At 68.5% G+C, this 13,802-nt stretch carries 14 protein-coding genes; 12 read left to right on the top strand and 2 right to left on the bottom strand.

Annotated elements, in window-relative coordinates:
* The first annotated feature begins 62 nt into the window (after positions 1 to 62).
* Positions 63 to 1,349 carry an Ig-like domain-containing protein gene (locus G154_RS11745; protein ID WP_045546369.1) on the top strand — a complete coding sequence of 429 codons (1,287 nt, stop codon included), beginning with the start codon at positions 63 to 65 and terminating at the stop codon, positions 1,347 to 1,349.
* On the opposite strand, the gene G154_RS11740 is transcribed toward G154_RS11745, so the two are convergent.
* Positions 1,346 to 2,104 (bottom strand): SDR family oxidoreductase, encoded by a 759-nt coding sequence (locus tag G154_RS11740; RefSeq protein ID WP_019513795.1) that lies wholly within the window; start codon positions 2,102 to 2,104, stop codon positions 1,346 to 1,348. The genes G154_RS11745 and G154_RS11740 overlap by 4 nt on opposite strands.
* A gap of 282 nt (positions 2,105 to 2,386) precedes the next feature.
* On the opposite strand from G154_RS11740, the gene G154_RS11735 reads away from it, so the two are divergent.
* The 6 genes from G154_RS11735 (at position 2,387) to regX (ending at position 8,298) form a co-directional block, all read left to right on the top strand.
* Entirely contained in the window at positions 2,387 to 3,613 is a 1,227-nt protein-coding gene (locus G154_RS11735; protein WP_234713053.1) for an ROK family protein, read from the top strand.
* Between the two features lie 44 nt (positions 3,614 to 3,657).
* On the top strand, positions 3,658 to 4,977 hold the full coding sequence (gene mshA / locus G154_RS11730; RefSeq protein WP_019513797.1) for a D-inositol-3-phosphate glycosyltransferase: 1,320 nt from the start codon (positions 3,658 to 3,660) through the stop codon (positions 4,975 to 4,977).
* Positions 4,974 to 5,468, top strand: a complete 495-nt coding sequence (locus G154_RS11725; RefSeq protein ID WP_019513798.1) for a YbjN domain-containing protein — start codon at positions 4,974 to 4,976, stop codon at positions 5,466 to 5,468. Before mshA ends, G154_RS11725 begins: the two co-directional genes overlap by 4 nt.
* A gap of 23 nt (positions 5,469 to 5,491) precedes the next feature.
* Complete coding sequence (locus G154_RS11720; protein ID WP_019513799.1) at positions 5,492 to 6,235, top strand: phosphoglyceromutase; 744 nt, start codon at positions 5,492 to 5,494, stop codon at positions 6,233 to 6,235.
* Positions 6,236 to 6,354: 119 nt separating this feature from the next.
* Entirely contained in the window at positions 6,355 to 7,530 is a 1,176-nt protein-coding gene (locus tag G154_RS11715; RefSeq protein ID WP_019513800.1) for a cell wall metabolism sensor histidine kinase WalK, read from the top strand.
* Positions 7,531 to 7,611: 81 nt separating this feature from the next.
* The gene (regX, locus tag G154_RS11710) at positions 7,612 to 8,298 is read left to right on the top strand and encodes a two-component sensory transduction protein RegX (RefSeq protein ID WP_019513801.1); all 687 of its coding nucleotides are present in this window, start codon (positions 7,612 to 7,614) and stop codon (positions 8,296 to 8,298) included.
* A 16-nt stretch (positions 8,299 to 8,314) separates the two neighbouring features.
* Here the strand turns inward: regX and G154_RS11705 are convergent, their stop codons facing one another.
* On the bottom strand, positions 8,315 to 9,118 hold the full coding sequence (locus tag G154_RS11705; RefSeq protein WP_234713033.1) for a hypothetical protein: 804 nt from the start codon (positions 9,116 to 9,118) through the stop codon (positions 8,315 to 8,317).
* A 34-nt stretch (positions 9,119 to 9,152) separates the two neighbouring features.
* Between G154_RS11705 and G154_RS11700 the strand changes: the two genes are divergently transcribed.
* The 5 genes from G154_RS11700 to proC are packed head-to-tail and all read left to right on the top strand — an operon-like array spanning position 9,153 to position 13,729.
* On the top strand, positions 9,153 to 10,133 hold the full coding sequence (locus G154_RS11700) for a Ppx/GppA phosphatase family protein (RefSeq protein WP_023985265.1): 981 nt from the start codon (positions 9,153 to 9,155) through the stop codon (positions 10,131 to 10,133).
* The gene (locus G154_RS11695) at positions 10,130 to 11,182 is read left to right on the top strand and encodes a hypothetical protein (RefSeq protein WP_019513804.1); all 1,053 of its coding nucleotides are present in this window, start codon (positions 10,130 to 10,132) and stop codon (positions 11,180 to 11,182) included. The genes G154_RS11700 and G154_RS11695 overlap by 4 nt, the downstream gene beginning before the upstream one ends.
* 10 nt (positions 11,183 to 11,192) lie before the next feature.
* Positions 11,193 to 12,038 (top strand): sugar phosphate isomerase/epimerase, encoded by an 846-nt coding sequence (locus G154_RS11690; RefSeq protein ID WP_019513805.1) that lies wholly within the window; start codon positions 11,193 to 11,195, stop codon positions 12,036 to 12,038.
* Positions 12,035 to 12,841, top strand: coding sequence for a thioesterase family protein (locus G154_RS11685; RefSeq protein WP_019513806.1), 807 nt, complete (start codon positions 12,035 to 12,037; stop codon positions 12,839 to 12,841). Before G154_RS11690 ends, G154_RS11685 begins: the two co-directional genes overlap by 4 nt.
* A 36-nt stretch (positions 12,842 to 12,877) precedes the next feature.
* Entirely contained in the window at positions 12,878 to 13,729 is an 852-nt protein-coding gene (proC, locus tag G154_RS11680; RefSeq protein WP_019513807.1) for a pyrroline-5-carboxylate reductase, read from the top strand.
* Positions 13,730 to 13,802: the final 73 nt, after the last annotated feature.

Below are 13,802 nucleotides of genomic sequence, written 5' to 3'. Positions count from 1 at the left end.
ACGTGAGACCCCCCGCCGAGTCCGAGAACGCGCCGCTGAGCCGGCGTCGTGCGCTCGCATTGATGGGCTTGGGCGGTGCCGGACTGCTGGCGGCCTGCGCCGGTAAGCCCGCCGGAACTTCCCAAGCCGAGGAATCCGCCGCCGCCAAGGCGCCTACCGTCACGCTGACCCCGGACGATGCGGCCACCGACATCACCCCGACGTCGCCAGCCGGAGTGGTCGTCAGCGACGGCTGGTTCCAGAAGATCGCCCTGACCAATGCCAACGGCAAGGTGGTCGCCGGCAAACTCAACCGCGACCGCACCGAATTCACCGTCTCCGAACCGCTGGGCTACGGGGCCGAATACACCTGGTCCGGTTCGGTGGTCGGCCAGGACGGCCAGGCGGTACCCGTCACCGGCGGCTTCCGCACGGTGAACCCGCAGACCACCGTCAACGGTCAGTTCCAGTTGTCCGACGGTCAGACCGTCGGCGTCGCGGCGCCGATCATCCTGCAGTTCGACGCGGCGATCGCCGACGAGCACCGCGCGGACGTGGAGAAGGCGCTCAAGGTCACCACCACCCCGGCGGTGGAGGGCAGTTGGGCCTGGCTACCGGATGAGGCCGGTGGTTCGCGGGTGCACTGGCGGACCAAGGATTACTACCCGACCGGCACCACCGTGCATGTGGACGCCGACCTCTACGGGGTGAAGTTCGGGCCGCAGGCCTACGGCGCGGCCGACTCGACGCTGGACTTCACCATCGGGCGTCGCCAGGTGGTCAAGGCCGAGGCCTCCAGCCACCGCATCCAGGTGCTCGACGGTGCGGGCGCGGTCATCATGGACTTCCCGTGCAGCTACGGCGAGGGCGACCTGGACCGCAACGTCACGCGCAGCGGTATCCACGTGGTCACCGAGAAGTACGAGGACTTCTACATGACCAACCCGGCCGCGGGTTACGCCAACGTGCGGGAACGCTTCGCGGTGCGCATCTCCAACAACGGCGAGTTCATCCACGCCAACCCGGCCAGCTCGGGCGCCCAGGGCAACAGCAACGTCACCAACGGGTGCATCAACCTCTCGCTGACGGATGCCGAACAGTACTTCCAGACCGCGATGTACGGCGACCCGGTCGAGGTGACCGGCACCCGCATCGACCTGTCCTACGCCGATGGTGACATCTGGGACTGGGCGGTGCCGTGGAGCGAGTGGCAGGCCATGTCGGCGCTGAGCAAGGACAGCCCGCCCTCGGGCATTCCGGTGACCGCTCCGGTCACCCCGAGCGGCGCGCCGACGCCGTCGGGAACCCCGACCTCGACTCCGACATCGACCTCGACTTCGACCGCGGCGCCGACGACGGCGGGCCGTTAGGTCCGGCGATTGATCCGGGAGCCGGTCGCGCCGGTCACCTGATCGCGCGGGCGCACCACGATCAGGTCCAGGTCGACGTGTGACGGCCGGCTGGCGACGAACCCGATGACCTCGGCGATGTCCTCGGCGACCAGCGGGGTCACCCCGGCGTACACCTTCTCGGCGCGGCCCTCGTCACCGTCGAAGCGGTTCAGTGAGAAGTCGGTCTTGACCATGCCCGGCGCAACTTCGGTGAGCCGCACGGGTTTTCCGAACAGCTCGCTGCGCAGGGTGCGGTGCAGCACGCCCTGGGCGTGCTTGGCCGAGGTGTAGCCCGATCCGTTGTCGTAGGTCTCCAGGGCGGCGATCGAGGTGACGGTGACGATGAGCCCGTCACCGGAGTCGATCAGCTTTCCCAGCAGCGCCTTGGTGACCTGCAGGGTGCCCAGCACGTTGGACTCCCACATCCAGCGCCAGTGCTCGATATCGGCCTCGGCCACCGACTCCAGGCCGCGGGCGCCGCCGGCGTTGTTGACGAGCACGTCGACGCGATCCAGCCGCTCGGCCAGCGACGCGACCGCGGCCGGGTCAGTGACGTCCGCCACAATCGCGGTGCCGTCGATCTCGGCGGCCAGCGCCCGGATGGGGGCCTCGCGGCGGGCCACGCAGACCACGTGAAAACCAAGGGAGGCAAGGGTTTTGGCGGTCGCTTCACCAATGCCGGCACTGGCGCCGGTGACCACCGCGACGCGGCGCTTGTCGGTTGAGGTCGTCATGGTGACAACACTAGGCCGCGGTATCCACCCGTCGCGCGGGAGGCGATCCCCGTGTTACCTTGACGCCGTGATCTCGATCAGCCAGGCGAGCCGTCTCGCCGTGCGGAGTGCGTGTTGTTGTTGCGCACCCGCCGCGCCCTGCTGACCCGAGGACCTCGTTCGTCCCGCTGAGTCGCCGGTGTGGCAGAAGCCCACCCCTTCCACGACCCAGCCCAGAGGACACCCATCGTGAGCACCGCCACCGTTGTTCGTCAGACCCCCGCCGCCCACGCCAAGCGCGCCCTGCTGGCCCGCCATCACATCGTCGCGCCGTCACTCAAGGTCGCCGAGGTGGCCGCGGCATCGGTCTTCGGTGCCGCCCGGCAGCGCGGACCGATCGCCCGTGACGCGATCGCCCGGGTCACCGGCCTGAGCATCGCCACGGTGAACCGCCAGGTCACCGCCCTGCTCGACGCCGGTGTGCTGCGTGAGCGGGCCGATCTCGCGGTGTCCGGGGCGATCGGCCGTCCCCGGATCCCGGTCGAGGTGAACCACGAGCCGTTTCTGACCCTCGGCCTGCACATCGGCGCCAAGACCACCAGCATCGTCGCCACCGATCTGTTCGGCCGCACCCTCGATGTCGTCGAGACGCCTACCCCGCGCGGCAGCCAGAGCGCGGCGCTGGCCGCACTGGCCGGCAGCGCGAGCCGCTACCTGAGCCGCTGGCATCGGCGCCGCCCGCTGTGGGTCGGTGTCGCCAGCGGCGGCGTGGTAGACAGCACCTCGGGGTATCTCGACCACCCGCGGTTGGGCTGGGCCGAGGCGCCCGTCGGGCCGGTGCTTGCCGAGACGCTCGGGCTGCCGGTCTCGGTCGCCTCGCACGTGGACGCGATGGCCGGTGCCGAACTGCTGCTCGCCGTGCGCCGCCCGAACACGCAGGCCGGAACCAGCCTCTACGTGTATGCCAGGGAGACCGTCGGTTACGCGCTGTCCATCGGCGGGCGGGTGCACTCGCCGGCCAGTGGACCGGGCACCATCGCGGCGTTGCCGGTCAGCTCCGAATTGCTCGGTGGCTCAGGGAAACTGGAGTCGACCGTCAGCGACGAGGCGGTCCTCACCGCGGCCAGGGCGCAGCGCATCATCCCGGCCGAGGGCCCCACCTCGACGATGGCGACGCTGCTGCGGGCCGCGCGCGGCGGCCACGAGGGAGCCCGCGCCCTGCTGGCCGAACGGGCCCGCGTGCTCGGCGAGGCGGTGGCCCTGCTGCGCGACATGCTCAACCCCGACGACCTCGTCGTCGGCGGGCAGGCCTTCACCGAATATCCCGAGGGGATGGAACTGGTGGAGCGGGCGTTCGCGGACCGCTCGGTGCTGGGTGCGCGCGATATCCGCGTGACGGCGTTCGGCAACCGGGTGCAGGAGGCCGGTGCCGGTGTGGTTTCCCTCGGCGGCCTCTACGCCGACCCGATCGCCGCGATGCGCCGGGCGCAGCAGCGCCGCAGTGAGGCCGCGGTGCTCGGCGCGTCCTGATCCCGCAGGTTCCGCCGGTTTGCCGCAGGTGTAGACATGAGCTTGTGCGTGTCGTACCCGAGCCGTCCGGACTGACGGAGGCCCGCCGCGTTGCGGTCCTGTCGGTACACACCTCACCGCTGTCACAACCGGGTACCGGCGATGCCGGCGGAATGAACGTCTACGTGCTGCAGACCGCGCTCGAACTGGCCCGCCGGGGCGTCGAGGTGGAGATCTTCACCCGCGCCACGTCCTCCTTGGACGAGCCGGTGGTGCAGGTGGCACCCGGGGTTCTGGTGCGCAACGTGGTGGCCGGCCCGTTCGAGGGACTGGACAAGAACGATCTGCCCACCCAGTTGTGCGCCTTCACCGCGGGGGTGCTGCGCGCCGAGGCCACCCACGAGCCCGGCTATTACGACATCGTCCATTCGCACTACTGGCTGTCCGGCCAAGTGGGGTGGCTGGCATCGGATCGCTGGGCGGTGCCGCTGGTGCATACCGCCCACACGCTGGCCGCGGTCAAGAACGCCGCCCTCGCCGACGGCGACACCCCCGAACCGGTGTTGCGTTCGGTCGGCGAACAACAGGTTGTCGACGAGGCCGACCGGCTGATCGTGAACACCGAAATCGAGGCGCGCCAACTGGTTTCGCTGCACCATGCCGACCCGGCCAGTATCGACGTGGTGCACCCCGGAGTCGACCTGTCGGTGTTCACCCCCGGCTCGCGGCGCCACGCCCGCGCAGCACTGGGCCTGGCCGAGGACGACAAGGTGGTCGCGTTCGTCGGTCGCATCCAGCCGTTGAAGGCACCGGACGTGTTGCTGCGGGCGGCGGCCAAGGTCGCCGACCTGCGGGTGCTGATCGCCGGCGGTCCGTCCGGGTCGGGAATGGACACCCCGAACGGGCTTGTTCGACTGGCCGCCGAGTTGGGTATGACCGATCGCGTGACATTCCTCCCACCCCAATCACGTGACGAATTGGTCGGTATCTACCGCGCTGCCGACATGGTCGCGGTGCCGAGCTACAACGAATCCTTCGGGCTGGTCGCCGTCGAGGCCCAGGCCTGCGGCACCCCGGTGGTGGCCGCCGCCGTCGGCGGTCTGCCGGTGGCAGTGCGCGACGGTGTGACCGGTGCTCTGGTCGACGGCCACGATGCCGGGGACTGGGCGACGGCGTTGCGTTCGGTGCTCGCCGGTGACGCCGATCGGCTCAGCGCGGCCGCCGTGGCGCACGCGGCGACCTTCTCCTGGGCACACACCGTCGACGGGCTGATGGACAGCTACGGCCGCGCCATCACCGACTACCGGTCCCGGCATCCCCGATCGGCGGCGCCGACCCGGCGGACCGGCCGTCGTTTCGCGCTGCGCCGGGGGGTGCGAGCATGAGTGTCACCCGCATCATCGAGGAGACGCTGGCCGCCAACGACCTGGAATACACCCAGCACAAAGGCGTCAAGGGCGGTCTGCCCGGGCTCGTGGTGGCCCTGCCGGGGGAGCGCAGGCTCAAGACCAACACCATCCTGAGCGTCGGCGAGCATTCGGTGCGGGTGGAGGCCTTCGTCTGCCGCCGTCCCGACGAGAACTTCGAGTCTGTCTACAAGTTCCTGCTCAAGCGCAACCGCAGGCTCTACGGGGTGGCCTACACGCTGGACAACCTCGGCGACATCTACCTGGTGGGCTGGATGGCCAACAGTTCGGTGACCGCCGACGAGATCGACCGCGTGCTCGGACAGGTGCTCGAGGCCGTCGACAGTGATTTCAACACCCTGCTGGAGTTGGGCTTCCGATCGTCCATCCAGAAGGAATGGGAGTGGCGGGTGGCCCGCGGCGAATCCCTGAAGAACCTCGAAGCTTTCGAGCACCTCATCGAGGACTGAACGGTCATGGCAAGATTCCAGTCATGCCGACCTTGATCCTGCTGCGCCACGGCGAGAGCGACTGGAACCAGAAGAACCTGTTCACCGGGTGGGTCGATGTCGACCTCACCGACAAGGGCCGGGCCGAGGCGGTGCGCGGCGGCAAGCTGCTCGCCGAACAGGGCGTGCTGCCCGACGTGCTCTACACCTCGCTGCTGCGGCGCGCCATCACCACCGCCAACCTGGCCCTGGACGCGGCCGACCGGCACTGGATCCCGGTGCACCGGGACTGGCGGCTCAACGAGCGGCACTACGGCGCGCTGCAGGGCCTGGACAAGGCCGCCACCAAGGAGAAGTACGGCGAAGAGCAGTTCATGGCGTGGCGGCGCAGCTATGACACCCCGCCGCCGCCGATCGAGAAGGGCAGCGAGTTCAGCCAGGACGCCGACCCGCGGTACGCCGGCATCCCGGGCGGGGCCCCGCTGACCGAATGCCTCGCCGATGTCGTCGAGCGTTTCGTGCCGTACTTCGAGCAGGCCATCGTGCCCGACCTCAAGGCCGGTAAGACGGTGCTGATCGCGGCGCACGGCAACTCGCTGCGCGCCCTGGTGAAGTATCTGGACGGAATGTCCGACGCCGATATCGTGGGCCTGAACATCCCGACCGGCATCCCGCTGCTGTACGAGCTGGACGAAAACCTCAAGCCCACGGTGGCCGGCGGGAAGTACCTGGATCCCGAGGCTGCCGCCGCCGGGGCCGCGGCCGTCGCGGCGCAGGGCGCCAAGTAGCGCGCACCAGGTGAGCGTCAGGTAAACGGCCGCCGAATACTGGTCTTTCTGCGTGTGACTTGTCCCGGTTTGGCCGCTTGCTGCTGGGATGTCGTTCACCTGATGCGTACGATTTTCGCGTGAGTGTCGGTTCCGCGCTGCTGTTGGCGGCAGCGCTGACTGTGCTCGCGCTCGGAATCGGTGTCGCCGTCGGCATGGTGGCGATGCGCAGGATCACCGCCCGCCGGACCGAGCGCGACATCGAAGAAGGCGGTGGGATCACCGTCTCCCAAATGCTCAGCCATATCGCCGCGATGTCCCCGATGGGGATCGTCGTCGTCGACACCTTCCGCGATGTCGTCTACATGAACGACCAGGCCATCGAACTCGGCCTGGTGCGTGACCGGCTGCTCGACGACCGCGCCTGGCAGGCGGTGCAGCGCTGCCTGGCCACCGGCGCCGATGTCGATATCGACCTGTCCCCGCGCAAACGCCAGAAGTCCGGCCGTTCGGGGCTTGCCGTTCGCGGCCACGTGCGATTGCTGGTGGAGGGCGCACATCAGTTCGCGGTGGTGTTCGTCGGAGATCAGTCCGAACAGGCCCGCATGGAGGCCACCCGCCGAGATTTCGTCGCCAACGTCAGCCACGAGCTCAAGACCCCGGTCGGGGCCATGGGTGTGCTCGCCGAGGCCATGATGGCCTCCACCGAGGATCCCGATACCGTGCGCCGGTTCGCCGAGAAGATAATCATCGAATCGGTGCGGCTGGCCGACATGATCGGTGAGCTGATCGAACTGTCCCGGCTGCAGGGCGCCGAACCGCTGCCGGATCTGGAGAGCGTCGACGTCGACGATGTGGTCGCCGAGGCGGTCTCGCGCTACAAGGTGGCCGCCGACAGCGCGCACATCAAAATCACCACCGATGCGCCGACGGGTTTCCGGGTGCTCGGCGACGAGCGGCTGCTGGTCACCGCGATCGCCAACCTGGTGTCCAACGCCATCGCATACTCCCCGGACGGATCGGACGTTTCGATCAGCCGGCGTCGCCGCGGTGACGAGATCGAGATCGCGGTGACCGACCGCGGAATCGGTATCGCCCGCGCCGACCAGGAGCGGGTTTTCGAGCGGTTCTTCCGGGTCGACAAGGCGCGCTCACGCGCCACCGGCGGCACCGGTCTGGGGTTGGCGATCGTCAAGCATGTGGCGGCCAATCACAACGGATCGATTCGGTTGTGGAGTCAGCCGGGCACCGGTTCGACGTTCACCCTGTCGATTCCGGCGATACCCGAGGGCCGTTCGGCCGATGATGAAGAATAAGGAAGGCAGCACTCTGATGACCAGTGTCCTGATCGTGGAAGACTCCCCGGGAGCCCTTGTAGCGAAAGGCACGGCACTCTCATGACCAGTGTCCTGATCGTGGAAGATGAAGAGTCCCTTGCTGATCCGCTGGCATTCTTGTTGCGCAAGGAGGGGTTCGAGGCCACCGTCGTCTCCGACGGCCCCTCGGCACTGGCCGAGTTCGAGCGCGCTGGCGCCGATATCGTCCTGCTGGACCTCATGCTGCCCGGAATGAGCGGCACCGACGTCTGTAAGCAACTGCGGTCGCGGTCCAGCGTGCCGGTCATCATGGTGACCGCGCGGGACAGCGAGATCGACAAGGTCGTCGGCCTGGAACTCGGTGCCGACGACTACGTCACCAAGCCCTACTCGGCCCGTGAGTTGATCGCCCGCATCCGCGCGGTGCTGCGCCGTGGCGCGGACAACGACGATGCCGGTATCGCCGACGGTGTGCTGGAGGCCGGCCCGGTACGGATGGACGTCGAGCGCCATGTCGTCAGCGTCAACGGCGAGCAGATCACGTTGCCGCTCAAGGAGTTCGACCTGCTCGAGTATCTGATGCGCAACAGCGGACGGGTACTGACCCGGGGGCAGCTGATCGACCGGGTCTGGGGTGCCGATTATGTCGGCGACACCAAGACCCTGGACGTCCACGTCAAGCGACTGCGCTCGAAGATCGAGTCCGACCCCGCCAGCCCGGTGCACCTGGTGACCGTCCGTGGCCTCGGCTACAAGCTGGAGGGCTGAGCCGCTGCGACCGGTCCTACTCGGCGGCGCGGGTCGCCGGGTGCACGGCGATCAGCCCGAGCTGTCCTCGGCGCCGGCACATCGCGGCCAGCTCGGCGTAGGCCTTCTCGCCGAGCAGTTCGGTCAGTTCGGGAGCGTAGGACTGCCAGACCGGCTTGGCGCCGACATGGGCCGCCGGATCCCCGGTGCAGTACCAGTGCAGGTCGGCACCGCCCTCGCCCCAACCCCGCCGGTCGTATTCCGTGATGACGGTCTTGAGGATCTCCGAACCGTCCGGCCGGGTCACCCAGTCCTGGGTGCGGCGGATCGGTAACTGCCAGCAGACCTCGGGCTTCATCGTCAGCGGTTCGACACCCAATTTGAGCGCCTTGGAGTGCAGGGCGCAGCCGATCCCACCGGCGAAGCCCGGCCGATTGAGGAATATGCAGGCGCCCTTGTACTTTCGCGTCCGCTGGTTGGGTTTGCCGTCGTACTCGTCGTCTTCGAGATAGCCCTTGCGGCCCAGCCCCTTGCTGCGGAACTGCCAGTCCTCGTCGGTCAACTTCGTGACGGCATCGTCGAGCATGGCGCGGTCGTCGTCATCGGAGAGGAAGGCGCCGTGCGAGCAGCAGCCGTCGTCGGGGCGGCCCGCCACCGTGCCCTGGCAGGCGGGCGTGCCGAAAACGCATGTCCAGCGCGATAACAACCACGTCATGTCCGCACTGATCACGTGGTTGGAGTCCTCGGGGTCGTAGAACTCGACCCACTCGCGCGCGAAGTCGAGGTCGACTTCGCCACCCACTCCTCCGAGTTGCCTACCGCCGACGGGTGACGTCTTCACAGTTGTCAACGGTAAACCCACTAACCTTGGTCGCGTGCGATTGGGCGTGCTGGATGTGGGCAGCAATACGGTTCATCTGTTGGTCGTCGACGCCCGCCGTGGTGGACACCCGACACCGATGAGTTCCACCAAGGCCGCGCTGCGGTTGGCCGAGGCGATCGATTCGACCGGCAAACTGACCCGCAAGGGTGCGGACAAACTCGTCAGCACGGTCGACGAGTTCGCCAAGATCGCCACCAGTTCGGGATGTTCGGAGTTGATGGCCTTCGCCACCTCGGCGGTGCGTGATGCCACCAACTCCGAGGCGGTGCTTGCCAGGGTGCAGGCCGAGGCCGGGGTGTCGCTGCGCGTGCTCAGCGGTGTCGACGAGTCGCGACTGACGTTCCTGGCGGTGCGCCGGTGGTATGGCTGGAGTGCCGGGCGCATCATCAACATCGATATCGGCGGAGGCTCGTTGGAGTTGTCCAGCGGTGTCGACGAGGAGCCCGATGTGGCGCTGTCGCTGCCGCTGGGCGCGGGGCGGATGACCAGGGAGTGGCTGGCCGAGGACCCGCCGGGCCGCCGCCGGGTGGCGATGCTGCGCGACTGGCTGTCCACCGAGCTCTCCGAGGCGGGATCGGTGATCCAGTCGGCGGGCACACCCGACCTGGCGGTCGCCACATCCAAGACGTTCCGGTCGTTGGCGCGGCTCACCGGCGCGGCGCCGTCGGGGGCGGGGCCGCGGGTCAAGCGGACTCTGACGGCGAGCGGTCTGCGCCAGCTGATCGCTTTCATCTCTAGGATGACAACGGCCGACCGAGCCGAGTTGGAGGGGGTGAGTGCCGAGCGGGCGCCACAGATCGTGGCGGGGGCGCTGGTTGCCGAGGCGAGTATGAAGGCCTTGGGTGTCGAAACGGTGGAGATCTGTCCCTGGGCGTTGCGGGAGGGCCTGATCCTGCGCAAACTCGACAGTGAAGCCGACGGAACCGCCCTGGTCGAGACCATCCCAGCCACTCCCGAGGGCAAAAGACGATGACTGATACCAACAGCAACGCAGACAACACGTCGACGCGACCCATTTCCGTCGCCGAGCTGCTCGCCAAGAACGGGTCGATCGGCGCACCTGCGCCCGGTGGGCGTCGCCGTCGCCGCCGTGGCAATGCCGACGCGGTGACCGTCGCCGAGCTGACCGGGGAGATCCCGATCGTCTCGATGACCGACGAGCCCCCCGCCCCGGCGCCGCCTGTCGACGATCCGGTCCTCGACGAGCCGGAAGCCGAGGCTCCGACGGCCGAGGAGACCGCCGTCGACGCGCCCGTCCTCGACGAGCCGGAAGCCGAACCCCTCGGGGACTCGGAGGCCGAACCCGACGTCGAACCCGAGGCCGAACCAGAACCGGATGCCGACGAGACCGCCGCGGTCGACGTGGCGGCCACGGATTACGACGCGCACCTGCAGCAGCGCGAGGCCGAGCCCGAGCCGGTGGCCTTCCAACCCCGCCGCCGCGCGCACGGCTTCTCCCGGCGTGCCGTCGAAGCCGAGTCGACCGATACGGCGGCCGCAGAGGCGATGAGCCCGGACCCGCTGCTCGACGACGACGTCGACGGTAACGACCATGTCGACGGCGCGGCCGACCGGCTGTCCTATCTGAAGTCGCCCTCGGACACCCTGTTCGGCGGCGATTCCGTGGCCGACGAGGCGACCCGGCGCACCCGGACTCCGGGCCCGGAGGACATCGATCTGAAAAGCGGCGACCTTGATCGCAGCGATCTCGACGACACCGAGCTGCTGTTGGTCGGCGACACCGGCGAGCAGCACGAGGGCTCCGCTTTCATGCGCGGTCTGTGGGTCGTCGTGCAGAGTGTGCTGGCCGTCGCGCTCGGTGCCGGGTTGTTCATCGCCTTCGACCAGCTGTGGAAGTGGAACAACATCGTCGCGCTGGCCCTGTCGGTGCTGGTGATCCTCGGCCTGGTCGTGGGGGTGCGGGTGGTCCGCAAGACCGAGGACATCGCCAGCACGTTGATCGCCGTCGCGGTGGGTGCCATGGTCACCCTCGGCCCGCTGGCGTTGCTGCAATCCACCTGATGACGAGCTAGTGCGCCCCGCGATCAAGGTCGGGTTGTCGACGGCCTCGGTGTACCCGCTGCGCACGGAGGCGGCGTTCGAGCACGCCGCCCGCCTGGGCTACGACGGGGTCGAGCTGATGGTGTGGGCCGAGGCGGTCAGCCAGGACATCGACGCCATCGAGGCCATGTCGCAGCGGTACGGCATCCCGGTGCTCTCGGTGCACGCACCGTGCCTGCTGATCTCGCAGCGGGTCTGGGGCGCCAACCCGATCGCCAAGCTGGAGCGCAGCGTGCGCGCCGCCGAACAGCTCGGTGCCCAGACCGTCGTGGTGCACCCGCCGTTTCGCTGGCAGCGCCGGTACGCCGAGGGTTTCAGCGCGCAGGTCGCAGCCTTGGAGGCCGGCAGCGACGTGCTGGTCGCCGTGGAGAACATGTTCCCGTTCCGCGCCGACCGGTTCTGGGGCACCGGCAAACCGTCGATCGAGCGGATGCGTCGGCGCGGCGGCGATCCCGGCCCGGCGATCTCGGCGTTCGCACCGTCCTATGACCCGCTCGACGGTGGTCACGCGCACTACACGCTGGATCTCTCGCACAGCGCCACCGCAGGCACCGATGCGCTGGAGTTGGCGCGCCGGATGGGTGACGGCCTGGTGCACCTGCACCTCTGCGACGGCAGTGGGGCATCCACCGACGAACACCTCGTCCCGGGCCGCGGCAATCAGCCCGCCGCGCAGATCTGCAGGCAGCTGGCGACGTCGGATTTCACCGGGCACGTCATCCTGGAGGTCACCACCTCGGGGGCGCGCAACGCCGCCGAACGGGATGCGCTGTTGATCGAGTCCCTCCAATTCGCAAGGGAGCACCTGCTGCGATGAGTGTGTTGTTCAGCGATGCCATGCGGCTGGAAACCGCGGGCGACGGGGTCTATACCGGGGCTCTCAACGAGCACTGGACGATCGGGCCGAAGGTGCACGGCGGGGCGATGCTGGCGCTGTGCGCCAACGCCGCGCGCACCGAGATCGGTGTCCCGGGTGTCGAACCGATCGTGGTGTCGGGAAACTTCCTGTGGGCGCCGGACCCGGGGCCGCTGCAGGTGTTCACCGACGTGCGCAAGCGCGGTCGCCGGATCAGTCTGGTCGACGTCGAACTGCGCCAGGGGGAGCGCGTCGCCGTGCGCGCGGCCATCACCCTCGGCGTGCCGGAGGACGACACCGTCCCGCTGCTGTCGACGAACCCGGTGGTCCCGCTGATGACTCCGGAGCCGCCGCCCGGGCTGGAGCCCATCGGGCCCGGACATCCGATGGCCGATGTGGTGCACCTGGCCCACGGCTGCGATATCCGGCCGTCGCTGACCACCATGGCGCCGCGTTCCGACGGAGGCCCGCCGGTGATCGAGTACTGGGTGCGGCCGCGCGGTGCCGCCCCGGACGTCCTGTTCGCCCTGCTGTGCGGTGATGTGTCGGCCCCGGTGACCTTCGGCGTCAACCGCCTGGGTTGGGCGCCCACCGTCCAGCTGACGGCCTTCCTGCGGGCCGTCCCGGTCGACGGCTGGTTGCGGGTGCTGTGCACGACGACCCAGATCGGGCAGGAGTGGTTCGACGAGGACCATGTCGTGGTCGACGCGAGCGGCCGGATCATCGTGCAGAGCCGTCAGCTCGCGTTGGTGCCCGCGTCCTGAGCGAACTCATGTCACGGTCCGTGACATGCTTTCCCGGTGGCGAGAATTGCGATCATCGGCGGAGGAAGTATCGGCGAGGCCCTGCTCTCTGGGTTGTTGAGGGCGGGCCGTCAGGTCAAGGATCTGGTGGTTGCCGAGAAGCATCCCGATCGGGCCCGGCAGTTGTCGGAAACGCATCAGGTGTTGGTGACCTCGGTGGCCGACGCCGTCGAGAATGCGTCCTACGTGATCGTGGCGGTCAAGCCCGGTGATGTCTCCGCGGTGACAGCGGAGATCGCCGAGGCGGTCGCCAAGGCCGACAACGACAGCGACGAGACGGTCTTCGTCAGCGTCGCCGCGGGCGTCAGCACGATCTTCTTCGAGAACAAGCTGCCCGCGGGCTCTCCGGTGGTGCGGGTGATGCCGAATGCGCCGATGGTGGTCGGCGGTGGTGTCAGCGCGGTGGCGGCAGGCAGGTTCGCCACCCCGGAGCAGCTCAAGGAGGTCGCCGCGATCTTCGACACCGTCGGCGATGTGCTGACCGTGACCGAGACGCAGATGGACGCGGTCACCGCGGTGTCGGGTTCGGGCCCGGCGTACTTCTTCCTGATGGTGGAGGCGCTCGTCGACGCAGGTGTGGCGGCCGGGTTGTCACGCGAGGTGTCCACCGAGCTCGTGGTGCACACCATGGCGGGGTCGGCGGCCATGCTGCTGGACCGCCGGGATTCGGCACCGAATGGCGTAATGGACACCTCTGCGACCGCGCTGCGGGCTATCGTGACCTCACCGGGTGGTACCACCGCGGCTGGTCTGCGAGAACTCGAGCGCGGTGGCCTGCGCAGTGCCGTGGCAGATGCCGTGCAAGCGGCCAAAACACGCTCTGAGCAGCTAGGAATTACATCAGAGTAGTTCACCAATTTCGGACTGATTAGCCCACACCCGTCGCAATAACCCCAGTGGCCACGCTATTCTCCTCGTGTAT

The organism is Mycobacterium sp. VKM Ac-1816D, from assembly GCF_000416385.1.
Lineage (GTDB): Bacteria > Actinomycetota > Actinomycetes > Mycobacteriales > Mycobacteriaceae > Mycobacterium > Mycobacterium neoaurum_A.
The sequence above is the reverse complement of the archived record's forward strand: the minus strand, read 5'-3'. Positions and strand labels throughout refer to the sequence as shown.